Source organism: Corynebacterium sp. UBA4397, from assembly GCF_002390965.1.
GTDB classification, from domain to species: domain Bacteria; phylum Actinomycetota; class Actinomycetes; order Mycobacteriales; family Mycobacteriaceae; genus Corynebacterium; species Corynebacterium flavescens.
Genome location: NZ_DGRD01000020.1, coordinates 72459 through 97666, shown reverse-complemented (window position 1 = coordinate 97666; position 25208 = coordinate 72459). Strand labels below are relative to the sequence as shown.

Annotated in this window: 16 protein-coding genes and 2 pseudogenes; 15 read left to right on the top strand and 3 right to left on the bottom strand. The window is 62.0% G+C overall.

The window, feature by feature from the left end; all coding sequences use genetic code 11:
* The 15 genes and pseudogenes from B2696_RS04840 to B2696_RS04770 all read left to right on the top strand — a co-directional run.
* A pseudogene (locus tag B2696_RS04840) lies at positions 1-196 on the top strand (hypothetical protein); the annotation flags it as partial.
* A 227-nt stretch (positions 197-423) separates the two neighbouring features.
* A complete protein-coding gene (locus tag B2696_RS04835; protein WP_286954255.1) occupies positions 424-2391 on the top strand; it encodes a glycosyltransferase in 1968 nt (655 codons plus the stop codon).
* Positions 2381-2911 (top strand): phosphatase PAP2 family protein, encoded by a 531-nt coding sequence (locus tag B2696_RS04830; protein WP_286954254.1) that lies wholly within the window; start codon positions 2381-2383, stop codon positions 2909-2911. Before B2696_RS04835 ends, B2696_RS04830 begins: the two co-directional genes overlap by 11 nt.
* Positions 2908-3909, top strand: a complete 1002-nt coding sequence (locus tag B2696_RS04825) for a decaprenyl-phosphate phosphoribosyltransferase (protein ID WP_075730689.1) — start codon at positions 2908-2910, stop codon at positions 3907-3909. Before B2696_RS04830 ends, B2696_RS04825 begins: the two co-directional genes overlap by 4 nt.
* 96 nt (positions 3910-4005) lie before the next feature.
* The gene (zomB, locus tag B2696_RS04820; protein ID WP_286954253.1) at positions 4006-5766 is read left to right on the top strand and encodes a flagellar motor control protein ZomB; all 1761 of its coding nucleotides are present in this window, start codon (positions 4006-4008) and stop codon (positions 5764-5766) included.
* A gap of 155 nt (positions 5767-5921) precedes the next feature.
* The gene (locus B2696_RS04815) at positions 5922-6950 is read left to right on the top strand and encodes an alpha/beta hydrolase (protein WP_286954252.1); all 1029 of its coding nucleotides are present in this window, start codon (positions 5922-5924) and stop codon (positions 6948-6950) included.
* Between the two features lie 289 nt (positions 6951-7239).
* Positions 7240-9213, top strand: a complete 1974-nt coding sequence (locus B2696_RS04810; RefSeq protein ID WP_286954251.1) for an alpha/beta hydrolase-fold protein — start codon at positions 7240-7242, stop codon at positions 9211-9213.
* Positions 9214-9216: 3 nt separating this feature from the next.
* Positions 9217-9693, top strand: a complete 477-nt coding sequence (locus B2696_RS04805) for a hypothetical protein (RefSeq protein WP_286954250.1) — start codon at positions 9217-9219, stop codon at positions 9691-9693.
* Between the two features lie 46 nt (positions 9694-9739).
* Positions 9740-10669, top strand: a complete 930-nt coding sequence (locus B2696_RS04800; protein WP_286954248.1) for a cutinase family protein — start codon at positions 9740-9742, stop codon at positions 10667-10669.
* 82 nt (positions 10670-10751) lie between these two features.
* On the top strand, positions 10752-12605 hold the full coding sequence (locus B2696_RS04795; protein WP_286954247.1) for a FadD32-like long-chain-fatty-acid--AMP ligase: 1854 nt from the start codon (positions 10752-10754) through the stop codon (positions 12603-12605).
* Between the two features lie 370 nt (positions 12606-12975).
* Complete coding sequence (locus tag B2696_RS04790; protein WP_286954245.1) at positions 12976-17733, top strand: type I polyketide synthase; 4758 nt, start codon at positions 12976-12978, stop codon at positions 17731-17733.
* Positions 17714-19258: an acyl-CoA carboxylase subunit beta gene (locus B2696_RS04785; protein WP_286954243.1), complete on the top strand. Its 1545-nt coding sequence runs from the start codon at positions 17714-17716 to the stop codon at positions 19256-19258. Before B2696_RS04790 ends, B2696_RS04785 begins: the two co-directional genes overlap by 20 nt.
* Positions 19259-19567: 309 nt before the next feature.
* The gene (locus B2696_RS04780; RefSeq protein ID WP_286954241.1) at positions 19568-20530 is read left to right on the top strand and encodes an IS3 family transposase; all 963 of its coding nucleotides are present in this window, start codon (positions 19568-19570) and stop codon (positions 20528-20530) included.
* Positions 20531-20566: 36 nt separating this feature from the next.
* A pseudogene (locus B2696_RS11620) lies at positions 20567-20779 on the top strand (helix-turn-helix domain-containing protein); the annotation flags it as partial.
* A 402-nt stretch (positions 20780-21181) separates the two neighbouring features.
* A complete protein-coding gene (locus tag B2696_RS04770; protein ID WP_276623265.1) occupies positions 21182-21574 on the top strand; it encodes a hypothetical protein in 393 nt (130 codons plus the stop codon).
* 53 nt (positions 21575-21627) lie between these two features.
* Here B2696_RS04770 and B2696_RS04765 read toward each other — a convergent pair whose 3' ends face one another.
* Genes B2696_RS04765 through B2696_RS04755 form a run of 3 tightly spaced genes read right to left on the bottom strand, consistent with a single transcriptional unit; the run spans position 21628 to position 25206 of the window.
* The gene (locus B2696_RS04765) at positions 21628-21978 is read right to left on the bottom strand and encodes a DUF3054 domain-containing protein (protein ID WP_075730677.1); all 351 of its coding nucleotides are present in this window, start codon (positions 21976-21978) and stop codon (positions 21628-21630) included.
* A gap of 6 nt (positions 21979-21984) precedes the next feature.
* On the bottom strand, positions 21985-22995 hold the full coding sequence (locus B2696_RS04760) for a lysylphosphatidylglycerol synthase transmembrane domain-containing protein (RefSeq protein ID WP_286954236.1): 1011 nt from the start codon (positions 22993-22995) through the stop codon (positions 21985-21987).
* Positions 22996-25206 (bottom strand): MMPL family transporter, encoded by a 2211-nt coding sequence (locus B2696_RS04755; protein ID WP_286954234.1) that lies wholly within the window; start codon positions 25204-25206, stop codon positions 22996-22998.
* Positions 25207-25208 lie beyond the last annotated feature (2 nt).

Genomic DNA, 25208 nt, shown 5'->3' with positions numbered 1-25208 from the left:
CCACTCAAAAGGACTTGACCATGAACCTACGGCGCCCTTGGATTCAACTACATCGGAGAAGGTTATTGAGATCTTAAAAGAATTCCGGTCTTTGGGGCGCACCTTCATAATTTCTAGCCATGATGCGGCTGTGTTGGCTTCTGCGGATCGTGTTATCGATATAGAGGATCTGGGCCAGCGGGGAGCAACGGGCTAAGGGGGGCGGAGTGCCGGTTGTCAGTGATGCGCTGCTCGGATAGGCGCCAAGCATGGGGATGAGGAATCTTGGCTTAGGGCAGTCCCGCAGCAGCGTCCGCTACCACGGCTATTGGAGGGAGGGTAGAGTTTTAACGTCTGGCGTCCCATTATCTGGATCGCGGGGCCGGGCCTCGCTGTGGCAACCGGTTACCGTGGACGCGAAGAACTAATCTGAGACGCAGAAGTATGCAAAATCCAAGGAGAACTGTGAGTAATTCCCAGGTAAAGGAACCTTTGGCACGAATTCTGCTCCCCAAACGCGGCGAGCCTTTTGACGTGCGCATGCTCTACCTCATTGAGGCGGAGCACAACCGCGAGCGTCTGCGCTGGAGTGATCGCACCTCCGTCACCATCCCAGCCGGCGAAGAGGTTTCCTTCGAGACCTACTTCAACGCCTTCCCGGCCTCTTATTGGCGCCGCTGGTCGCAGCTGCGCTCGGTGGTGCTCGTGCTTGATGTGGAAGGTGAGGCCAATGTCTCCCTGTATCGCTCCAAGGAGGATGGGCAGCGCATTTCCGTGGCCAACCACCTAGTTACCACGGGCCACCACGAGTTTGAGATCCCGCTGAAGAACTTCGAAGACGGCGGCTGGCTGTGGTTCGATGTCACGGCGGAGACCGAGACGGTCATAGCTGACGCGGCGTGGTGCGCCCCGCACGCGCCGGGGGAGCAGATCCTGCCCGATGGCACGGCGATTGCACCCTCCGCCAAGAAGGTCGCGGTGGGTATCCCCACCTTCAACCGCCCCAGCGACGCCGTTGCAGCCCTGCAGGCATTGGGCGAGGACTCAGTAGTCGATGAGATCATCGAGGTTGTCCTCATGCCGGATCAGGGCACGCAGCACCCGGCGGATGAGCCGGGCTACGCCGAGGCAGTCGAGCACTTCGGGGAGCGTTTCCGCGAGTTCCGTCAGGGCAACCTGGGCGGCTCCGGAGGCTATTCGCGCATCATGTATGAGGCGCTGGAGAATACGGATGCGCCTTTCATCTTGTATATGGATGATGACATCGCCATCGAGCCGGACTCGATCCTGCGTGCCGTGCAGGTGGCGCGTTTCGCCGCCAAGCCCATCATCGTGGGCGGGCAGATGCTTAACCTGCAGGAGCGCTCGCAGCTGCGCACCACTGGCGAGCGTGTGGACCGCAAGGACTTCATGTGGTCCGCAGCAACCCACGCGGTCTACGATCATGATTTCGCCCAGTATCCGCTCAGCACCATCGGGGACGAGGAATCGCGGCTGGATCCGAAGAAGTATGATTCCCGGGCCCTGCACCGCCGGGTGGATGTGGAATATAACGGCTGGTGGATGTGCCTTTTCCCGCGGGTGGTGGCGGAAACCATTGGTCAGCCCTTGCCGCTGTTTATCAAGTGGGATGACACCGAGTACTCGCTGCGCGCAGCGCAGTACGGTTTCCCCACGGTGACCTGGCCGGGCGCGGCCATCTGGCACATGGCCTGGGCCGATAAGGATGACGCCATCGATTGGCAGGCCTACTTCCACCTGCGCAACCGCCTCATCGTCGCGGCCTTGTACCACGATGGGGACCCCAAGGGCATCACCAAGTCCATCTTCAAGTCCACCCTCAAGCACACGATGTGCATGGAGTACTCCACCATGGCCATACAGCTCGAGGCCATGCAGGACTTCTTGGCCGGCCCGAGCCACCTTTTCGATATCTTGGAGACCTCGCTGCCGCGCATCGCCGCTATCCGCAAGAACTATTCGGACGCGGTCATCCTCGAATCCGCCGACCAGCTCCCCGCGCCCACCGGCGCGCCGGGTGTCCCTACCAGCAACATTGGCGGGCGCCTAGCCAAGATCAAGAAGATTCCCTGGGCCATCAAGGGATTCAAGCACCTGCTGTCCAAAGAAGACCCGGAGAATGCGTTGGCCCCGCAGCTCAACCTCACGCCCGAGGAGGCACGCTGGTTTACCCTCTCGCGCCTAGATTCCGCGACGGTATCTACCGCTGGCGGTACCGGCGTGGCCTTCCGCAAGCGCGACCGCGAGCTGGCCAAGAACCTGGTGCAGCAGACCCGGGAGTTGCTCACGGAGATCGAGGGCGAGTTTGATTCCCTGCGCGCGCAGTATCGCACCGCGCTGCCCAAGCTCACCTCCCTTAAGGCATGGAAAGAGGTCTTCGATGCCCAATAAGGAACCCGGCAGTGTCAGCGTGGCCGAGTCCCATATCTTGGAATCGCTGCAGGATGCCGTCTACGAGGTGCCCGGCGTGGTGCCGGGCGCGCGAGCGCTCAGCCACTTCGGCGAGCACGCGCTGGGCTGGATGGGCCTGTCCGCCGCTGCCGCGGTGCTGGATAAAAAGCGCCGTCGTCAGTGGATAGGGGTAGGGGTGGCGGCCTTTGGGGCGCACGCCACAAGCGTCGTCGTCAAGCGCATCGTGCGCCGCCGCCGCCCGGACTACCCTTATGTTCGTGTCGGGGTGGCAACGCCCTCCCGGCTGTCCTTTCCCTCCTCACATGCCACCTCCACCACGGCTTTCCTCGTTGGCGCCGCACGCGTGCTGGGCACCCCGGCACCGCTGCTCGGTGTGCCTGTGATGATGGCATCGCGTATGGTGCTCGGAGTGCATTATCCCTCCGATACCGTGGCCGGTGCCCTCATCGGCGCCGCCACGGCGGAGGCAGTCACCCGCTTCGAAAGGAAGAACGCATGAGTGATGAGCGCCCTAATGGCGGCGAGCAACGCATTTTCCACTCGGAGCCGCATACCTCCGGGGTAGATACCGGGCGCATGCGCAAGCCTCCGAAGAACCTCGTCGATGGCATGATTAAGGCCCTGCGCCCGAAGCAGTGGGTCAAAAACGTCCTCGTGCTCGCGGCCCCGGCCGCCGCGGGCTCGGATGCGCTCTTCCACTCGCGCGTGCTTGTCGACGTCGGCTTGGCATTCATCGTCTTCTGCATGGGCGCCTCCGCCATCTACCTCATCAACGATGCCCGCGATGTTGAGGCAGACCGTGCGCACCCCACCAAGCGCTTCCGCCCCATCGCGGCGGGCGTCTTGCCGGTGGGAATGGCCTATGCCATGGCCGCATTGTTGATTGTGGGCTCCATCGGGCTGTCCTTCCTGGCCACAGCCGGCCCGGAACTGGCCATCGTCATGGCCGTCTACATCGCCCTGCAGCTGGGATATTGCTTCGGGTGGAAGCACATGCCGGTGATCGATATCGCCCTGGTGTCCTCCGGGTTCATGCTGCGCACGATGGCCGGTGGCGTTGCTGCCGGCATCGATCTTTCCCAGTGGTTCCTCCTGGTAGCGGCGTTTGGTTCGCTGTTTATGGCCTCCGGCAAGCGCTACTCGGAGATCCTCCTTGCGGAGCGAACCGGGGCAAAGATCCGCAAGTCCCTCGAGGGCTATACGCCCACCTACCTGCGCTTTGTGTGGACCCTGGCGGCTACGGCCGTGGTCATGTCCTATTCGCTGTGGGGCTTCCAGCTCTCCAACGATGCCGATGGTCCCGCCAGCGTGTGGTATCAGATCTCCATGGTGCCCTTTACCATCGCTATCCTGCGCTATGCGGCCGACGTCGACCGCGGCAATGGCGGTGCGCCCGATGAGATTGCCCTGCAGGACCGTGCCTTGCAGATCCTGGCACTGTTGTGGCTGGCGTGTATCGCCGTCGCGGTATATATCCTCCCCGTTATGGGAGCATAGGTTGGACTCAACTCTGCCTTGAGCCTGCACAATACCTGGGGGAATCCCCATCGTGGTTTCCTTATTTGAGCGCTGAAGCTGATAAACTTTTGCCTCGTGCATAACACTGATAACAATCCCTACGCCAGATTCACTGTGTGGATCACCCTGGGTGTTATCGGTGTTTTTTCTTTCGGGGGGGGATTCGCGCGCCGCTGGATCGCCGATGACGGCCTCATCGTCCTGCGCACGGTGCGCAACCTGCAGGCTGGAAACGGGCCCGTATTCAACGCGGGCGAGCGCGTCGAGGCCAATACCTCCACGCTCTGGCAGTACCTAGTGTGGGGGGCCGGCTGGCTAACCCGCCTCGACTTAGCCACGGTGGCCATCTACCTCGGGCTTTTTCTCTCCGTGGCGGCGATGATCATTGGCGCCTGGGCAACGGCCACGCGCCTGCGCTCGGGCGCCCTCATCGCCCCGGCCGGGGCCTTGGTGTACCTAGCCCTTCCTCCTGCCCGCGATTTCTTTACCTCCGGGCTCGAGTGGGGGCTGTCCATCTTCTATCTGGCGGTGCTCTGGGCGCTACTGGTTCGCTGGGCGGGCACTCCCCGTGCCCACGCCGGCCGCCATGCGCAGCCTGGTTTTGATAGCACTCCCTATGTATTGGCCTGGTGGGCCGGAATGTCCTGGCTGGTGCGTCCGGAGTTCGCCCTCTACGGCGGGCTGACCGGCTTGTTGCTCCTCATCGCCCATCGCTCCTGGCGTGCGCGCCTGGGAATCCTCGCGGTCGCGGTGCTTGTTCCCGGCTGCTACCAGTTCTTCCGCATGGGCTACTACGGCCTGCTCACCCCGCATACCGCGGTAGCAAAGTCTGCCTCCGGCTCCGCGTGGGGCCACGGCTTTTCCTACCTGGCAGATTTCTTTATGCCCTACATGCTGTGGATGCCCTTGGTGCTGCTGGCGATAGCCGCCTGGCAGCTCTACGGCAAGAACCTGCACCCGCGTGGATGGCGCTCGCAGGCCACCGTGACCTACCTCTTGGTGGGCGCAGCCGCGCTCCATACCCTCTATGTACTGCGCGTTGGCGGCGACTTCATGCATGGCCGCATGTTGCTCCTCCCGCTCTTCGCGGTGCTTCTTCCGGTATTCGTCCTGCCGCTGCGTACCGCTGCAACAACCCTGGTGGCAGCACTGTGCGCCCTATGGGCACTCGTCATTGTGCTGCGTGCGCACCCGCAAGACTGGGCAAAGTATGAGCAGGGGATCTCCGTGGTGGATGAGCGGGACTTTTGGACCTATGCCACCAAACGGGAGCCGGGACACCCGCCACGCACTGTCGAGGACTTCGACAACATGAAGTTGCTTGGCGGCTTCGATAAAGGCATTGAGGATCTGCGCAACGGTGACGCCCTGGCCCTGCCCTTCCTGGTTAATGACAACCCACAGACCTTTGAGTGGCATGGCCTGGCCCGCGATCCGCAACGCACCGATCCGGCCACGCTCTATCTCATCAATATGGGCATGTCCTCGGCGAATGCTCCCCTCGAGGTGCGCGTGCTTGACCCGATTGGCCTGGCTACACCGCTTGCTGCCCGCCAGCCGCGCATCGAGGACGGCCGCATTGGGCACGATAAAAACCTGGCGAGCATCTGGCAGGTGGCCGATTCCGGGGCCGATATCGAGCAACTCCCGCCAGGGTTCGACAAGGAAGGATCCCGCCGCGCACGCGAGGCCCTGCAGAGCGATGACTTCCAGCGCCTCTTTGCCACCTACCGCGATCCGCTGACTGCGCAGCGCTTCTGGGAGAACATTAGGTTTTCTCTGGGGGAGGGGCGCACCCTTACTTTTTCCGCCAATCCAGAGGACTACCTGCGTTAAGTCTCCTCGCCGCAGATGTGCGGGCCAGCCTACATTAGGCGTTTTCCCAGAAACATTGTTACTGTTCTGTAATGTTAACGTTCGAGTGCCGCCGAGCGATACAGAAAAAGACACTATTTTAAGACGCTATTTGGGAAGCGAATCAAAGGAGAGACATGACCGCACTTACTTCCAGCCTGAAGGGCCGGATGCTGGCTTTCGTCACTGCCGTCGCCGTTGCCCTGGGCTTGGCCGTTGTGGCCGGAGCCCAGCCAGCTCACGCTGCTAACCGCGATGGTCTGCGCGCCGATGCTACCGATACCTGTATTTGGGACGGCGTGGGCTTCTGGGTCCAGCGCTGTGACGTATGGTCGCAGGCCATGGGACGAAACATCCCGGTGCAGATCCAGCCTGCCACGAATGGCGGCAACGCCGGGCTCTACCTCCTCGATGGCTTGCGTGCCACCGATGTCACCAACGCCTGGGTCAACGATGTCAACGCGGCGCAAACCTATGTAGACAGCAATATCACCTTGGTGATGCCCGTGGGTGGCGCCGGCTCCTTCTACGCCGACTGGAATAGTTCGGCAAAGTATGACTTGCACGATCCGGTCAACTACCAGTGGGAGACCTTCCTGACCTCGGAGCTGCCTGGCTACCTTGAGTCCAACTTCGGCGTGGCTCGCAACAACAACTCCATCGCCGGCCTGTCCATGGGTGGCACCGCCGCGCTGACCCTCGCCGGCAAGCATCCGGAGCAGTTCCGTCAGGCTCTGTCCTTCTCCGGTTTCTTGACCACCACTGTCCCTGGAGCGCAGACGGCAATTCGCCTCGCTCTGCTGGATGCCGGTGGGTACAACATCAACGCAATGTACGGCTCGATCATCGATCCCCGCCGCTTTGAAAATGACCCGCTGTACCAGACTGGTGGCCTGCGCAATACGGATGTCTACGTCTCCGCTGCTTCTGGTATCGCCGGCCCGGCTGACCAGGCCAACTACTTGCCGGAGCACCAGGCTTCCGGTGCTGCGCTCGAGGCTGCCTCTATGGTCACCACCCGCGCTTGGGAGCTTAAGGCCCGCGCTGATGGTCTGAGCAGGCTCACCACGGATTACCCCGCACAGGGTTTGCACAACTGGCTGCAATTTGGTTACCAGCTGGAGAAGACCAAGGGCCGCGTCCTTGACACCATGAACGCCTGGTAAACGCTCGCAGCTCACCTCGCTTTAGAATTCCTGAATCAGACGGAACTTGTCTTAATAGTTCTGAAGTCGGCACATATTGCCAGGAAGAAGTTCGCTTCTTCCTGGCAATTGTCGTTTTTACTACTTTTGTGGAATGGGCGTGTCCCTCTTCTCAAACTGTCAAGTTCAACTTAAACTTGACGGCACAATAGATAGCATGTTGCACCCTGCAGGCCATCCGGGGGAGGGGAACCCTCGGAAGGCGCGTTTGCTCGGTGCTACCTCGACATCACTACAAGGATCAGCACCTATGCCTAAGAACTCGCCAGTGAGCACTCGGCCTTCCCTGCGGTTGGCTAAGACCCGCAAGGGACTCGCCATTGCCGCCGTACCGACTGCCATCGCTGTGGGCCTTTCTCTCCTGCCCAGCGCCGCTGCCCAGTCCTCATCGACCGACGCCGTAGCCAACCTCGGCGGCAACGGCTCCAACCTGTCTGATTCCATTGCGCCCAAGGATCCTCCCGTGCGCACCCCGATTAGCACCGAGTACCCCGACGTGCCTGACCTTCCTGCAGGCGTCAAGGTCAACCGCGTGGAGTACCTCACCAACCGCCTGCTCAAGGTGTACATCCAATCCGCGGCGATGCCGGACAAAGAGCGCGTGGTGCAGATTCAGCTGGCGCGTGACTGGTACTCCAGCCCAGACAAGACCTTCCCGGAGGTATGGGCGCTCGACGGCCTGCGTGCGCGTGATGATGAATCCGGCTGGATCATCGAGACCAATATCTTGAGCCAGTACGCGGACCGCAACGTCAACGTCATTATGCCCGTCGGCGGCGAGTCCTCCTTCTACTCCGACTGGGAGAAGCCAGACCAGGGTGACCACTACATGTGGGAGACCTTCCTTACCCGCGAGCTGATCCCAGTGCTCGATAACGAGTACCGCTCTAACAAGAAGCGTGCCATCGTGGGCATCTCCATGGGCGGCACCGCCGCAGTGAACCTGGCTGAGCGCAACCCGCAGCTCTTCGACTTCGTCGGTTCCTTTTCTGGTTACTTGGACACGACCTCCCGCGGCATGCCCGAGGCTATCCAGGCGGCGCAGACGGATGCCGGTGGATATACCTCCTCCAACATGTGGGGCGCTCCCTATTCTCAGGGCTGGATCGACCACGATCCCAAGCTGGGAACGGAAGCCCTCAAGGACATGACGGTCTACGTGTCTTCCGGTTCGGGCAAGGATGACTTTGGCGTAGGCCAGTCCGTGTCCAAGGGGCCAGCGAACATGGCTGGTGTTGGTCTCGAAGTCATCTCGCGCATGTCGACGCAGACCTTCGTCAACTATGCCAAGCGCGCAGGCGTGGAGCCGATTACCCGCTTCCGTCCCACCGGCGTGCACAGCTGGGAGTACTGGCAGTTTGAGATGAACGCGGCGTGGTCCTCTATCGCGGATGCGCTGCAGATCCCCAAGGAAGACCGCGGCGCGGATTGCGCTCCCATTGGAGCCATCGCCCAAGCTACCGAGTCCGGTGTTATCGGCAACTGCATCAATAACGAGTACGACGTTGCCAAGGGCGGCAAGGCACAGGACTTCCAGGGCGGCACCGCCTATTGGTCGCCCCAGACCGGTGCACATGCCATCTTCGGACGCATTGGCGCACGCTACGCCAACGAGGGCGGCCCCGAGGGCTGGCTGGGATTCCCCAAGACCGGCGAGGAGAAGACTCCTGACGGACGCGGGCGCTACGTGCACTTTGAGAACGGCTCCATCTACTGGACCCCGGACAAGGGCGCGTGGGCCATTCCGCACGACATGGTCGACGCATGGGGAGAGACCGGCTGGGAGAACGGGATTCTGAAGTACCCCGTTGGCCAAGCAAAGGCGGTGGGAGATGGCTTCATTCAGGAGTTCGAGGGAGGCATGCTCACGCGCAACCCGGACGATTCCCACTCGCTGGTATTCGGTGCCATCGGCGCCAAGTACCAAGAGATGGGCGGCCCGGAGTCCAAGCTGGGCTACCCCAAGGGCAATGAGCACGCCATCGAGGGCGGCTGGTTCCAGGAGTTCGAGCACGGCAGCATCTACTTCTCCGGTCCTTCGGGCGCGCATTACATCCTGAACGGCGCCATCAAGGATGAATGGGGCAAGCGTGATTGGGAGCGCGGCGAGATGGGCTGGCCCACCGAGGACTACAAGGAGATCGCGGCCGGTGGACTCACGCAGAAGTTCCAGCACGGAACCATCAGCGAGATCATGGGCCAAGTCAAGGTAGAGAAGAGCTAGGCGATGTCTCGTTATATTCTCGCCGCAGCCGCCCTTAGCGCAGCCTGTCTCTTAAGCGCCTGCGGTTCCGCCACCGTGGAAAGTGAAGGCTCGGGAGAGGCTACGTCCGTGCCGCCCTTGGAGCGCAGCAGTGCGGCGGCGTCCTCTACAGCGGCTTCGACAAGCGCGAGACCCAGCGCAGCGGCCTCGGAGCCCGCAGCCGAGGACCAAGGCGCGCGTGAGGTTTCGGAGATCCCTACCTCCGCAGTGCCTGTCGACGACGCAGAGAAGTCCTACCTGCACGCGTTGGGGGATGCCGGGCTTAACACCGAAGGGGTCGAGGACCAGATTATCGGCGCCGGCTACTCCGCGTGCCAGCCCGAGGATAACGTGACCATCCCCGCAGTGGCAGGCCAGCTCATCGAACAAGAACGCACGTCGATGTCCTATGAAGAACTCTCTGCGCTCATCGCGGATCAGGCACGCACAGCATTTTGCTAGTACTTTTTGAATGCTTCTGGCATCTTTGCGAGGTAGAAAATAATTCATGCGTAAAACACTCACTGTTGTAGCCGTCCTCGCCGTCCTTGCCGTCATCGGCGTCGGCGTTACCCAGTTCCTGGAATCTCAGGATGGGATCGATGGTGGCACCGTTGGGGGACAACCCGGGGAATCTGATACCGCGGCGCCTCCGGCCCAACCGGATTGGTGCCCGCGCGTGGAAGTCATCTCTGCGCCGGGTACGTGGGAATCCGCAGCGGATGATGATCCGCTCAATCCCACGGCGAACCCGCATTCCTTCATGCTCTCTGTGAGCAACCCTTTGAAAGAGGCCTATGCGCCCGAGGACGTCAAGGTGTGGACCCTGCCCTACACGGCGCAGTTTAAAAACATCAACGCCCAGCAGGAGATGAGCTATGACGACTCCCGCAATGAAGGCACCGCCCGCTTAGAAACGGAGCTGCGCGATACCCATGCCAGCTGCCCGGCCACGCAGTTCCTCCTGACCGGTTTTTCCCAGGGCGCGGTCATCGTCGGCGATGTCGCCGATAAGATCGGCGGCGGCACCGGTGCAATCCCGGCAGATAACGTCGCCGGCGTGGCAATCGTTGCCGATGGTCGCCGCGAGAATGGTGTGGGCATCAACCCCGGCTTTGACCTCGGCGGCGTGGGTGCGGAGATCGCCCTGCAGCCAGTCTCCGGCCTAGTGCAAGGAATCGTTCCAGGGGCAACCATGCGCGGCCCGCGCGAGTTTGGCTTCGGTTCCTTGGCTGATCGCACCTATCAAATCTGCGCGCCCAATGACTCCATCTGCGATGCCCCGCGCGATGCCCTCAACGGCCTAGACCGCGCTCGTGGGCTCATCGAGGCCAACGGCGTGCACGCCATGTATGCCTCGAATACCGGCGTCATCGCTGATACCACCGCGAATCAGTGGCTGGTGGACTGGGCGCGGCAGAAGATCGATCAGATCTAGTGCGGAGCGTGTGTAACACTTCTCACGCTTTCTCTGATATTTTCAATGTCAAAAGTAAAAACCGAACCCACAAGGAGATTCGATGGACCTCAAAGCCTTGATCGGCCAGTTCTTCGACGAAAAGGGCCAAATCACCCTGCCGCCGCACCTGACCTTGGCCGGCTTGAGCGAGCACGTCTACCAGGGCGAGCTGCAGGCAGGCATCCCAGATCGCCCGGTCATGCGCCAGTGGCTCTTCGACGAGGACCGTGACGGCAAGCCGCGCGATCTCACTCGCTCGGAAGTCAACACCCGCATCAAGGTCGTTGCAGCACGCCTGCAGCAGGTCGGGACCATCGGGGACCGCGTGGCCATCTTGGCCGGAAACTCCCCGGAGTACCTCTTCGGCTTCCTCGGCGCTCTCTACGCCGGCATGCTGCCGATTCCGCTCTATGATCCCAACGAACCGGGTCACGCGGATCACCTCAAGGCGGTCTTCGGGGATGCAAATCCCACCATCGTGTTGACCAACAACCCCTCCGCCGCAGCGGTGCGTGAGTACTTCGCTGAGATCCCGGCCCGTGAGCGCCCACGCATCATCTCCATCGACTCCTTGCCGGATTCCCTCGCGCAATCCTGGCAGAACCCCATGGAGACCGAGGCAGGCCGCGCCATGGCCGCAGCCGCCACGCAGGCACCGCTGGATCAGCCGGCCTTCCTGCAGTACACCTCCGGTTCCACGCGCACACCCGCCGGCGTCGTCCTGAGCAACCGCTCGATCCTCACCAACGTGCTGCAGATCTTCGTCGGCGCCCAGCTTCAGGTTCCGCCGCGCGTGACCTCGTGGCTGCCCCTGCACCACGATATGGGTATCATCCTCGCTGCCTTCGTCACCATCTTGGGCCTGAACTTCGAGATGATGACCCCGCGTGACTTTGTCCAGCAGCCCAAGCGTTGGGTACGCCAGCTCTCCCGCCAGCCCATGGATGAGCACCTCGCCGGCACCTACGCTGTGGTTCCGAACTTCGCTCTCGAGCTCGCCGCACGCTACGGCGCTCCGGAGGAGGGCGAGGAGTTCGATTTCAGCAACGTGCTTGGCATCATTATCGGCTCCGAGCCGGTGACCGAGTCCGCCCTCGACGCTTTTTGGCAGACCTTCGGCGAGGGCTACGGCCTGCGCCGCGAGGCCCTGCGCCCCTCCTACGGTCTGGCAGAGGCTTCCCTCATCGTCTCGACCCCGCAGCGCGGCGAGCGTCCTTTGATCTCGCACTTCGATCGCAGCGACCTTGAAGCAGGCAAGGCCACCATCGTGGATAGGTCCGAGGACACCGTAGCCTTTGCCTCCAATGGGCAGACGGTTCCGGCACAGTACCTCACCATTGTTGATCCGGAGACCCGCGCCGAAATCGCAGACGGCCTCATCGGTGAAGTCTGGGTATACGGCGACAACATGGCCACCGGCTACCTGGGACGCGACGAGGAGACCGCCGCCACCTTCCGCAACCAGCTCGGCGAGCGCCTGGAAAGCGGTACCCGTATCCCCGGTGCCCCGGATGACAATAAGTGGATGGCCACCGGAGACCTCGGCACCATCGTTGATGATCAGCTCTACATCACCGGCCGCCTCAAGGACCTCATCATCATTGCTGGCCGCAACCACTACCCGCAGGACATCGAGGGCACCGTGCAGGCCGCCAGCGAGCACGTCCGCCCGGATTCCATCGCTGCTTTCTCCGTTGAGGGAGATAACACCGAGGAGCTCGTCATCCTGGTCGAGCGTGCCGATGGCAGCGATGCCGCGGATGATGCCGCAGCCACCGAGGCAATCCGCAGCGCCGTGACCAAGAGCCACGGCGTCACCCCGGCTGAGATCGTGTGGAAGGCCGGCCACGAGATCAACCGCACTTCCTCCGGCAAGATCGCACGCCGCGTGGCTAAGAAGCACTACGAGGCTTAAATCCTCATTCCGCGGACTTAAAGCCCGCGGCTTCCTATTCCCTACTTTCCCCTCCTCTTGTTAAGAAAACCCCAGTTCCAGCAGGATGGAGGGGAAAACTGCGTTTCCAGCTCAATGAGCGCCGTGATTTTGCCGCCAGCGGAAACGGCGCTCTAGTATGTCTAATCTGAGACATTAGTTAACGCAGTGAGACAATAGAGCGATAAGCATAGAATGTACGTGGCTTCGTGCCGCCCGCAGCTAGCGTCGCTGGGTTCTCTCGTGGAAACTCGGCGTCGCGTTAGCAAGATGCGCGGAGACAGCGAAATGCCTTGGGACGTTGCACACCGCAACACCTAACTGGAGCAACTTGAGGAAAGACTTTTAGTTTATGACCGTTGAGCAATTGCGTGACTGGCTTCGCAGCTGGGTAGCACACACCACTGGCCTGTCCGTAGAGGAAATCACCGATACCAAGCCGCTGGAGAATTTCGGTCTTTCCTCGCGCGACGCGGTTGTTCTCTCCGGGGAGCTGGAGAACCTCTTGGGGCTCAAGCTTGACCCCACCGTGGCTTATGAATACCCCACCATTGCTCAGCTGGCAGATCGCCTGGTCAACGGCGCTGTGACCACGCAGCCCGCACAGTCCACGGCACAGCCGCGCCAGCGCGGCAGTGCGCCTGCCGGGCAGGACATCGCGATTATCGGCCGGGCCGGGCGTTTCCCCGGTGCCGATAATGTGGCGCAGTTTTGGGACATGCTCGTTGCAGGCCGCGCGGGAACCGGCTCTCTTCCCGTGGGGCGCTGGTCGGAGTATTCCGCCGATCCGGTGATGAGCAAGAAGATCGCCATCAACAACACCGATGGCGGTTATATCGAAGACATTGCTAGTTTTGATCCGGAGTTCTTCGGGCTGTCCCCGCTGGAGGCAGCGAACATGGATCCGCAGCAGCGCATCCTGCTGGAGCTGGTGTGGGAGGCTCTCGAGGATGCAGGCCTGCCCGCCAATGAGATTCGCGGCACGGCCACCGGCGTCTATACAGGCTCTACCAACAATGACTATGGCATGCTCATCACCGCCGATCCTGCGGAGATGCACCCTTATGCCATGACGGGCACTTCCTCGGCGATCATTGCCAACCGTATTTCCTATGCTTTGGATCTGCGTGGGCCCTCGGTCAACGTGGACACCGCTTGTTCTTCTTCCCTTGTCTCCGTTCACAACGCCGTGAGCGATCTGCGCAGCGGCTCCGCCGACATCGCGGTCGCTGCAGGCGTGAATATTCTTGCCGCACCCTATGCCACTATCGGTTTCAGTGAGACTGGGGTTATTTCCCCCACCAGCGCCATCCATGCCTTCTCCGATGATGCGGATGGCATCGTGCGTTCCGACGCCGCCGGCGTTGTAATACTCAAGCGCCTCGAGGACGCTGAGGCGGACGGCGACAACATCTTGGCCGTCATCAAGGGCTCTGCGGTCAATTCTGATGGGCACTCCAATGGCCTGACCGCCCCGAACCCGGATGCGCAGGTTGATGTTTTGCGTCGTGCCTACGCCGACGCCGGCGTCGCCCCGCAGACCGTGGACTATGTCGAGGCCCACGGCACCGGCACCATCCTTGGTGATCCCATCGAGGCCACCGCGCTGGGCCGCGTCTTGGGCAACGGGCGCAACGCATCCACGCCAACCCTGCTGGGCTCGGCGAAGTCAAACATTGGTCACTCGGAGGCCGCAGCTGGCGTCGTCGGCATCATCAAGGTCATCGAGTCGATGCAGCACGGCATTATTCCGCCCTCCATCAACTTCTCCGCCCCGAATCACTACATCGACTTCGACGGCGAACACCTCGAGGTAGTCGAGGATCCGCGTGAGTGGCCCGAGTACTCCGGTCATAAGCTTGCCGGCGTCTCCGGCTTCGGCTTCGGCGGAACCAACGCCCACGTCGTCCTCAGCGAATATACCGGCACCTCACAGCGCCGTGAGCCACAGGTCGCCGTGGGCGAGGGCGCGGCAGTGGCCCTGCCCGTCTCTGGCCTGCTTCCCTCTCGCCGCGCTACGGCCGCCGCCCAGGTGGCAGACTTCATCGAGGAAGAAAAGCCGGACCTGCTGGCGCTGGCGCGCACGCTGGCACGCCGCAACCACGGGCGCTCCCGGGCCGTCATCATCGCGCATAACGCGCAGGAAGCGGTCAAGCGCCTGCGCCAGGTCGCAGATGGCAAGGTCTCGCAGGGCATCGCCGCTGCCGATTCGCCCTCCATTCCCGGTCCGGTCTTTGTCTACTCCGGCTTTGGCTCCCAGCACCGCAAGATGGTCAAGGACGTGCTGGAGGTCTCTCCCGCTTTCGCCGCACGCCTGGCTGAGCTCGACAAGATCGTGGACTTCGAGTCCGGCTGGTCTGTGCTCGACATCGTCGCCGATGACGCGCAGACCTATAACACCGAAACGGCACAGGTGGCGATCACCGCGATTCAGATCGCGGTGACGGATCTGCTGGCCTCCTTCGGCGTACGCCCGGCTGGTGTCATGGGCATGTCCATGGGTGAAATCGCCGCTGCTTATGCTGCCGGCGGCATAACCGCCGAGGATGCCATGATGATTGCCTGCCACCGCGCCCGCCTCATGGGCGAGGGCGAGGCCACCTTGACGGAGGAAACCCAAGGGGCTATGGCCGTGGTCGAGCTCTCAGCCGAGGAGATCGCCGCGCTGGACGGCTCCATCGAACCAGCCGTGTACACCGGCCCCGGCATGACCACCGTGGGTGGACCACGCCAGGAGGTCCTCGACCTCGTGGCCAAGCTCGAGGAAGAGGGCAAGTTCGCCCGCGCCCTCAACGTCAAGGGCGCCGGACACACCTCGGCCGTCGATCCGATCTTGGGCGAGCTTTATTCCGATATCGCCGGCATTAACCCGCAGCCGCTGCACACCACCCTCTATAGCTCCGTCGATCGCGGCGAGGTCTACCGCCCAGGCTCCGTGGTCCACAATGAGGACTACTGGATCCGCATGACCCGCCAGGCGGTCTACCTGCAGGACGCCACCGAGCAGGCCTTTGCCAACGGCCACACCCAGCTGGTGGAGATTTCCCCCAATCCGGTCGCGCTCATGGGCCTGATGTCCACCGCCTTTGCCGTGGGCAAGTCCGATGCGCAGCTGCTCTACGTGCTCAAACGCAAGGTCGATCCGAGTGAGTCTATCCTCGATCTTTCGGCCAAGCTCTATGTGGCTGGCGCGCCGGTCAACTACGAGGCCGTATTCGGCACAGGAAAGCGCGTGGCTGCCCCGCATACCCGTTTCAAGCGCCAACGCTACTGGACCAACGCTCGCCCGGCCTCGGGGACCTCTGGTCTGCCCGGCAACCGGGTGAGTCTGCCCACCGGCGAGGTGGCCTTCTCCACCAACGCCGATCAGGTTCCTTCCGCCGTCGCGCTGCTCGACGCCGCCGTCGAGGCGGTCTCTCCCGGCTCGCAGATTGTCGCCGTCGAAGAGCACGCCGACCTGCCCGCTCAGGGTGACATCACCACCGTACTCAAGCGCTCCATTGGCGGCCTGTCCGTCGAGATCTTCGCCTTCGAGAACGATCACAGCCAGCGCATTGCTGAAGGTTTTGCCTCCGCCCTCGACCTCGGCGCAGCCACCTCAACCCCGGGCGTCGCCCAGCTGCAGTCTTCCCCGAGTGCTGCCAACACCAGCAACACAGGCAACACTGAGGATGCCGAGGACACCGTGCGTTGGGACCCCGCCACCGAAAGCGTGGAGGACCGCCTCGCGCTCATCGTGTCCGAGTCCATGGGTTATGACATTTCGGATTTGCCGCGCGAGCTGCCCCTTATTGATCTCGGCCTAGATTCGCTCATGGGCATGCGCATCAAGAACCGCGTGGAGAATGATTTCCAGATTCCGCCGATCCAGGTCCAGGCGCTGCGCGATGCCTCGCTTGCCGACGTCATCTCGATGGTCGAGGAGGCAGTCCAAGCGCAGCCTGCCGAAACCGAAGCTACAGAGACCGAAGCTACAGAGAACGAAGCTGCTGAGGCCGACGTCGCAAAGCCAAACAGCGAGGCCCAAGGCGTGGGCGTTGCCCCGCGCGATGCCTCCGAGCGCATGGTCTTTGGCACCTGGGCAACCTTTACGGGCGCGGCTGCGGCCGGAGTGACCAGCACGCTGCCTGAGATCACCGCGGAGCAGGCGGAAAAGATTGCTCAGCGCCTGAGCGAGCGCGCCGGCATCGAGGTCAGCGCCCCGCAGGTGGCGAAGGCCGAGACCCTCGAGCCCCTGGCTGACCTCGTGCGCGAGGGCCTAGAGACTGAGGTCGAGGGCAATATTCGCGTGCTGCGTGAGGCCGATGGCCCGGCAGTATTCATGTTCCACCCTGCCGGTGGCACCACTGTGGTCTATCAGCCGCTTACCCGCCGCCTGCCCGAGGACGTCGCCGTCTACGGAGTCGAGCGCCTCGAAGGAACGCTGGAGGAGCGCGCTGCGGCCTATATAGGGGACATCGAAAAGTACGCCCGTGGCCGCCGCGTTGTCCTCGGTGGCTGGTCCTTCGGCGGTGCCTTGGCCTATGAGGTAGCCCATCAGCTGCGCTCCACCGACGTCGACGTAGCATTCATTGCTCTGCTCGACACCACGCAGCCCTCCCACCCCGCGCCCAATACCCTGGAGGAAACCAAGGCGCGCTGGGGGCGTTACGCCGCCTTTGCCAAGAATACTTATGGCCTAGAGTTCCCCGTGCCCTACGAGATGCTGGAGACGGTGGGGGAGGATGCCCTCATGCAGATGCTGGGTGAGTTCCTTTCCACGACGGACGCGGCCGAGCACGGCCTGTCTGCCGGAGTGCTCGAGCACCAGCGGGCATCCTTCATCGACAACCAGATCCTGGGCTCGCTGGACATGCGCCGCTGGGCCGATGTGGATGTCCCCGTCCTGCTCTTCCGCTCGGAGCGTATGCACGAGGGCGCCATTGAGCTCGAGCCGCGCTACGGCGAGATTGACCCGGATGGTGGCTGGGGCGTTATCGTTAAGGATCTAGAGATCGTGCAACTGCCGGGAGATCACCTGGCGGTCCCCGATGAGCCGGTCATCGGTATCGTGGGCAAGCACATGAAGGAATGGATCGAGGAGAAGATTCGTGGCAACAACGGCCGATAAGCTAGCTGACCTGCGGCAGCGCCTGGCAAAGGCGCAGGATCCGGGTAGCGAGCGATCTCGGAAGCGACGCGATGAGGCCGGTCGCTCCACCCCGCGCGAGCGCATCAACCAGCTCCTTGATGCGGGATCTTTCGTGGAGACCGGCTCCCTGGCCAAGACTCCGGGCGACCCGGAAGCCATCTATTCCGATGGCGTGGTCACCGGGTATGGCCGCGTGGGCGGGCGCCCCGTGTGCATCTATGCCCACGATAAATCCGTCTACGGCGGTTCCGTGGGCGTGACCTTTGGCAAGAAAGTCACCGAGGTCATGGATATGGCCATCAAGATCGGCTGCCCCGTCATCGGCATCCAAGACTCCGGCGGCGCCCGCATCCAAGACGCGGTGACGTCGCTGGCGATGTATTCCGAGATTGCCCGGCGGCAGATGCCGCTTTCTGGCCGCAGCCCGCAGATCTCCATCATGATGGGAAAATCCGCCGGTGGAGCGGTATATGCGCCTGTCACCACCGACTTCGTCATCGCCGTGGACGGGGAGGCGGAGCTGTATGTCACCGGCCCCAACGTCATCAAGGAAGTCACCGGCGAGGAGGTTACCTCCGCTGAGCTCGGCGGTGCGCGTCAGCAGGAACTCAACGGCAACGTCTCCGCTGTCGTCGGCTCGGAGGAAGAGGCCTTCGACCTCGTGCGCGATTTGCTCGACCACCTTCCCCTAACCTGTTTCGATCCGGCCCCAGAGTTCGCCGCGCCAGACGACGCCGACTTGGGGGACGATGATCTTGACTCCTTCATGCCGGATGACACCAACGCCGGCTATGACATGCTGGACCTCTTGGCCCAGCTGGGTGATGACGAGGACCTCATTGAGATCCAGGAGAACTTCGCCCCGAATATGATCACCGCCTTCGGCCGCATCGACGGTAAGACGGTGGGGTTTGTGGCCAATAATCCCCTGCACTTGGCCGGATGCATCGACGCCGATGCCGCAGACAAAGGTGCGCGCTTCATCCGTATCTGCGATGCCTATAACATTCCGCTGGTATTCGTCGTGGACACCCCGGGTTACCTGCCCGGCGTGGAACAGGAGAAGGTCGGACTCATCCACCGCGGGGCCAAGTTCGCCTTCGCCGTGGTCGAAGCCACCGTGCCGAAGGTCTCCCTCATCGTGCGCAAAGCCTACGGCGGCGCCTACGCCGTCATGGGCTCGAAGAACCTCACAGGTGATATCAACCTAGCGTGGCCCACCGCCCAGATCGCGGTCATGGGCTCGGCTGCTGCGGTCGTTATGATTGCCGGCAAGCAGCTGGATGCTGCAAAGACCCCCGAGCAGCGCGCGATGACTAAGAAGATGTTCATGGACTTCTACGATGAGACCATGACCGCGCCCTATGTCGCCGCCGAGCGTGGTTACCTCGATGCCATGATCCAGCCCAATCAATCACGCCTTGCCCTGCGGCAGGCACTGCGGCAGCTTGCCGGCAAGGTCAGCCACGATCTTCCCAAGAAGCACACCATCTCCCCGATGTAGGAAGCTCTCCTTAAGGCAAAACCATGTAACGCCCGCGAGCTCCGCGCGATAGTAACAATGAAGCCGCGCGGAGGATCCCGCTGCGGCACGTTGTAACTTTAAGGAGAAAGACATGCTTTCCAGCATCATCGATGTCAGCGGCGACCTCATCAGCTACGTAGTCATGATTGTCAACCAGATTGGCAAACTGCTCGGCGTGTAGCACCCGCGCCCCAGCGCTAGGAAGCTAGCAACTGGCACGCTGAACCCCTCCTGATACCAGCCANNTGGCTGGTATCAGGAGGGGTTCTTTTGGGTCTGCTGTAATAAGTGTCGATTTATAGAACCGGCCATTGTGGAGGGCTCGATCCTCGTGTCTACCATCCGGGGGTCGGGCCCATCCGCTTCCAGTTCGTTGACGACTACGCCACCACCTACTCGGTGAAGCGGTTGTGTCATGTCCTTAATCTGAACCGGTCAAGCTTTTACAAGTGGCGGGACGGCAAGCCTGCCCGCAGGCAGCGCCAGCACGCCGATGAGGTGCTGGTGGCCCAGATGCGGGACTACCACGAGGAGTTCGACGCCACGATCGGAGTGCGCCGCATGACCGCCGAAATCAACGACACCGCGCCCACGCCGGTCAACCACAAACGCATCGAACGTCTCATGCGCCAGCACCAGATCGCCGGGGTGAACCTGCGCAAGAAGAAACGCACCACCATCCCGGACCAGGACGCGAGGGTCTTCGACGACCTCGTCGGCCGAGACTTCACCGCCGAGGACTGCAACCAGCTCTATATCGGCGACATCACCTACTTGCCCTGCGGGAAAGGAGAATTCATGTACCTGGCCACGGTCATCGACGTCTGTTCCAGGCGTCTGGTCGGCTACTCGCTTGCGGACCACATGCGTACCAGTCTCGTCCAGGACGCGATTGAGGACGCGGCACGCACGAGAGGCTCCCTGGACGGGGCAATATTTCACTCGGACCACGGCAGCGTCTATACCTCCTCAGCGTTCCAGACCACGTGCCGGAGGCTGGGGATCCGCCAGTCGATGGGCCGGATCGGATCGAGTGCGGATAACGCGATGGCTGAGTCGTTCAACGCCTCGCTGAAGCGGGAGACGCTGCAAGGTTCTGGTGGTTGGGCGTCGCCGGTTCAGTGTCGACGGGAGGTGTTCCGGTGGATCACGAGGTACAACACACGTCGTCGGCACTCCGGGATCAGTTACTTATCGCCGAGAGCTTTCGAACACCGCGCCACGGCTGTTACCGTGGCACCCGCTGCTTGATCAATCCTGCGTGTCCACTCAAAGGGGGACACCCCCGTCTACCGCGTGATCTGTACAAAGCTCAGTACGCCACAGCCCAGGGATCTTCGCCGGGATGAGCTGAAAGCACTACGGATCGCGAAGCAGCTCACCCAGGTGGTCGTAGCGGAACATTTAGGGTGCGCCCCGGCGAGGATCAGTGACATCGAGACTGGGAAACGCCCGTTGACAGAATTGGCGTCGGCCTACGAAAAATTCCTGAAAAGCGCTTGGCACACTATAGGAGCATCTCAACCAGAAAAGTTCAGGTACCTCAATCCAATCCATCGATTGAGAAACACGGGGGAGACTTGCCAAACTTGGACCTGCCCGCTGTTTTGGGGCGCACGGTGTTGTATAAGTGCCTTGAACTACAGATCTCGCGTACGTATAGCGCTATATACTTGAAGGTGTATAGCACGATATACTAGCATTGTGGTCAAAAGAAAAGACATACTCAAAAATATCGCATCCTACGCTAAACGGACCGGACAGACCCTCACCCTTAAAGAAGGTCGCAATCACACTCGAATCTGGGTCGGTGATAGGTACACCACAGTGGGGAGACACAATGAAATCGATGATCTCATGGCCCGCAAAATTTACAAGCAAATCGGAATGGAGAAATAGCGCATGAATTCATTTACCGCACGCGTTGAGCGCGGAGAGAAGTGGTGGGTCGCACAACTCGAAGAAGACCCCGGTGTCATCATTCAGGCTCGCCGACTTGATCAAATCCAGGATGAAGTCCGCGATGCGCTTACCCTTTTCCCGGAGCTTAGCGGTTCGCCCGAAACGGCAATAATCCACCTAGAGATCGTTGGCGAAGCCGAGCAGCAAGCCCAGGCAACCCGGGACCAGCTTGCAGTCATTCGGAAAGGCGAAGCCCGAGAGCTTGCACGCATGTCCCAGCAAGCTCGGCAGCTTGCCAATAGCGGGTATAACTACCGAGATATTGCCTATCTTCTTGGAATTACGTACGGCAGGGTAGGACAAATTCTCAAAACCAACCAGGCCACCGCTTAATTCGGGGTCTTAATAAACAGGACCCTGAACTTCAGTAGGGGTTGGGAGGGGTGCTATAAGGCAGCTGCCGCGGGCTTCTTGCGGTCGAAGGCACGCCAGCCAAAGAGGAAGAGCGCTGACATGGTGGTGGCCACGATGAGGAAGCTCCAGTGTGGCAGGCGCCCGTTGACGAGCACCCACAGGGCCATGCCGCCGATGATGGCGCTGACCCAGACTATTATTCCCTCGGCCCACTTGCCGCGTGGTGGCAGCAACAAGATGATGACCCAGCCGAGAAGCGCTCCCACGGTCCAGGGCCAAAAGGCGTCGATGAAGCTTGTCAGGCTCAACCCGCCGTGCGCGAGGCGGGCGGCGATGGCGAAGATGACGAGGGCGAGAATATCGATTACTGGGGCAATGCGCATGATCTATCAGGTTTCCTTTCGACTAAGAGCAGCATAGGTCATTCCCTTGCGAGCGTAGTGCAGGAAGTAGACAACCCACCCCACGGCGGTGACCGCGGCGAAGGAAATGAGGCGGTAGATGATCGCCGCGCCGGTGGCGTCGACTGCGGTCATGCCCATGGCGACGAGGGTGGCGATGATGGCGGCCTCCACTGTGCCCAGCCCGGCGGGGGTGACCTGTGCCGAGCCGGCAAGCTTGGCGGTGAGGTAGGCAATGGCGATGCCGGCGGTGGTAGTCTGATCCTCACCCGCGCGCAGGGCCGGGATATCGCCGGTGATGGCCCATACGCAGGCCCAGAGCGAAACCATGTCGAGCAAGCGATGGAGCAGCGAGAAAACCAGTACGCGGGAGAACTCGTAGCGGTTAACGTGCACCTCTTCGAGGTTGCGGACCTGTTTAATCACTGCCTCGCGCTTTGTGCCCTTGAGCAGACGCTGGTGATTGAGCCAGGCCTCGACGCGGCGCGGATTATTGGTCAGCCAAAACAGGGCGGCGGACAGACCCAGCATGAGCAGCAGGGTGCTTACCAGGGACCAGAAAGCCATATCGGCGTTGAGGAAGAGCACGCCGGCCAGGCCGATCATGACCAGCCACATCGTAGAGATGGCGGAGGAGAGTACGAAGAACCAGCCGCAGAGCATGACGGAACAGCCCCAGCCGCGCTGCACGTTGAAGGTCAACACGGCGGAGAAGGCCGGGCCGGCAGGCAGGGTGGTGGACCAGGAATTGGAAGCCAGGGTCACCGCGGACGTCTCACGCAGAGGGACGTTGACGCCGCCAGAGCGGATGAGCAGGCGCATGACCTCACTCATCGCGGTGATGGCGCCCGCCGTGGTGAGGACGACGACGAGGATTCCCCAGGGATCGGCGTGGCGCAGGGTGCTCAGGCCATCCTTGAGAAAGTCCAACTCATCCCGAAAGGCCCAGCCTAGGACCGCGAGGACGACGAGGGAGGCAATGAGCTGCAGCCACTTCATCTAGCGGTCCTTTTCCAAGCGGGAAAGGAGCTCGTTGAAGGGGATCAGCTCCTCGTCCGTCTCGGCATTGCGGGAGCCGCGCACGGCAGAAGCATCGTCGGCGTCGGATTCTTGGTTGCTCTCGCCGTGACCGAGCCTTTCGCTCAGGCGGTGCACGAAGCGCGGTGCCCACCAGTTGTCCTCGCGCAAGAGGTGCATGACGGCGGGGACGAGGAGCATACGCACGATGGTGGCGTCGATAAGCAGGGCAAAAATCATGCCAAAGGCGATGTACTTCATCATGACGATCTCGGAGAAGCCGAAGGCGCCGGCCACCACGATCATGATGAGCGCCGCGGCGGTGATGATGCCGCCGGTATGCGCGGTGCCGGAGGCGATGGCCTCATCCGTGCTGGCCCCGCGCTTGCGGGCCTCGACCATGCGGGAGACCAAGAAGACCTCGTAGTCCGTGGAGAGGCCGTAGATGATGGCGATGATGAGCACCAGGATCGGGCTCATGAGCGGGCCGGGGGAGAAGTTGAGCACTCCGCCGCCGAGGCCGTCGACGAACATGAGCGTGAGAATTCCCAGGGTGGCGCCGACGGTGAGCAGCGTCATCAAGATGGCCTTGATGGGCAGGATGAAGGAGCCGAAGACCACGGCCATGAGTAAGAAGGTGGCCAGGACTACGTACAGCGCCATCCACGGCAGCTTGTGGAAGAGCGCATCGAGGGATTCCACCTCCATGGCCGGGGTGCCGCCGACGTAGAGGTTAACGCCCTCGGGGGCCTCGACCTGCTCGAGCTCATGGACGATCCTGGTGTAATCCTCGCGCTCGGCGATGCCGGCGGATAACACGGTGGTGCCGTCCTTGGTGGCGGTGGTCGGCGCCATCGGTTCCGTGAGCCCGTCCAAGTCACGGACCTGCATATAGACGTCCACCAGCTGCTGATTCGTGGCGTTTTCCACGACGAGCTTGACCGGCTCGGTGCGGAAGGAGGGGAATTGCTCGTTGAACTCGGCCTGGGCGGTGCGCGTCTCATTGGTGGGCGGCAGATAAGTCTCGTTGATGCCGCCGAATGTGACCCCGAGGATGGGCAGGGTCAGCAACAATAGCCCGCCGCAGATGGCCACGGTCATGAGCTTGGCACGGCGCATGGCCCACTGTGGCAGGCGGTACCACCAGGTGTCCTGGATGCGACGCGCGCGCCGCGAGGTCTTGCGTACCGACCACTTGTCGATGTTTGTGCCCAGCATTCCAAAGAGCGCGGGCAGCACCGTTACTGAGAGCAGGGCGGCCAAGCCGACCGCGGAAATGGAGCCATAGGCCACCGACTTGAGGAAGGCCTGCGGGAAGATGAAGAGGCCGGAGAGGGCGACGGCCACCATGGCGGCTGAGAAGACGACGGTCTGCCCGGCCGTCGCGGTGGTGATGGCGACGGCGTCTTGAGGGGATCTGCCCTTGTCGAGCTCCTCGCGGAAGCGCGAGACCATAAAGAGGCCGTAGTCGATGGCTAGGCCTAGGCCAAGCAGCGTGACGACGGCCTGTGCAAAGACGTTGACCTGCAGGAATCCGGCCAGGATGGAGAGGATACCGAGGGAGCCGAGGATCGATAGTCCGCCGACTACTAAAGGCATGAAGGCCGCGACGACGGAGCCGAATACGACGAGGAGGAGAAGGCCTACCAGGGGCAGGGCTGCTTTTTCCGCGCGGGAGATGTCATTGGCCATGCCCTCGTCGAGGGAGTCGGCGACGGCGGTGGCACCGGCCACCTGGACCGGGATATCCGTGGCGCGCAGCGAGTCCTCGATGATGCGGAAGTCCTTGAGCGTCTGCTCGGCATCGCCCTTGAGGCCGATGGCGGCGAAGGCGGTGGTGCGATCGGCGTTGATGAGGTTCGGGTTGCGGGAATCGAAGTAGCTCGTGACGGAGGCAATCTGATCCGGGTATTGCTCCTTGAGGCCGGCCAGGTAGGCCTGCGCGGCGGCGAAGTGCTCGTCCGGATCACTAAAGAGCACGATGACATCGCCGCTGTTGTCGCGGCCAAAGACCTCGTGCTCGATGGTGGCCGCGCTTGTCGAAGCCGCTCCCGGGTCCTCCCAGCCCTCCTGGCTCATGCGTTCCCCTAGCCGAGAGCCGAAGCCGAGGAAGAGCAGCGCGATGATGCCGATGACCACCAGCGGGATGAGCTTGCGGTGTCTATAAGAAAAGCGTCCCCAGTTGAAAAACATGT

Bases quoted from the DNA above. Each gene is read 5' to 3' on its own strand.
- B2696_RS04755 (WP_286954234.1), bottom strand. From the start codon at position 25,206: ATGTTTTTCAACTGGGGACGCTTTTCTTATAGACACCGCAAGCTCATC.
- B2696_RS04805 (WP_286954250.1), top strand. From the start codon at position 9,217: ATGTCTCGTTATATTCTCGCCGCAGCCGCCCTTAGCGCAGCCTGTCTC.
- B2696_RS04760 (WP_286954236.1), bottom strand. From the start codon at position 22,995: ATGAAGTGGCTGCAGCTCATTGCCTCCCTCGTCGTCCTCGCGGTCCTA.
- B2696_RS04800 (WP_286954248.1), top strand. From the start codon at position 9,740: ATGCGTAAAACACTCACTGTTGTAGCCGTCCTCGCCGTCCTTGCCGTC.
- B2696_RS04815 (WP_286954252.1), top strand. From the start codon at position 5,922: ATGACCGCACTTACTTCCAGCCTGAAGGGCCGGATGCTGGCTTTCGTC.
- B2696_RS04795 (WP_286954247.1), top strand. From the start codon at position 10,752: ATGGACCTCAAAGCCTTGATCGGCCAGTTCTTCGACGAAAAGGGCCAA.
- B2696_RS04825 (WP_075730689.1), top strand. From the start codon at position 2,908: ATGAGTGATGAGCGCCCTAATGGCGGCGAGCAACGCATTTTCCACTCG.
- B2696_RS04830 (WP_286954254.1), top strand. From the start codon at position 2,381: ATGCCCAATAAGGAACCCGGCAGTGTCAGCGTGGCCGAGTCCCATATC.
- B2696_RS04765 (WP_075730677.1), bottom strand. From the start codon at position 21,978: ATGCGCATTGCCCCAGTAATCGATATTCTCGCCCTCGTCATCTTCGCC.
- B2696_RS04790 (WP_286954245.1), top strand. From the start codon at position 12,976: ATGACCGTTGAGCAATTGCGTGACTGGCTTCGCAGCTGGGTAGCACAC.
- B2696_RS04770 (WP_276623265.1), top strand. From the start codon at position 21,182: ATGAATTCATTTACCGCACGCGTTGAGCGCGGAGAGAAGTGGTGGGTC.
- B2696_RS04810 (WP_286954251.1), top strand. From the start codon at position 7,240: ATGCCTAAGAACTCGCCAGTGAGCACTCGGCCTTCCCTGCGGTTGGCT.
- B2696_RS04835 (WP_286954255.1), top strand. From the start codon at position 424: ATGCAAAATCCAAGGAGAACTGTGAGTAATTCCCAGGTAAAGGAACCT.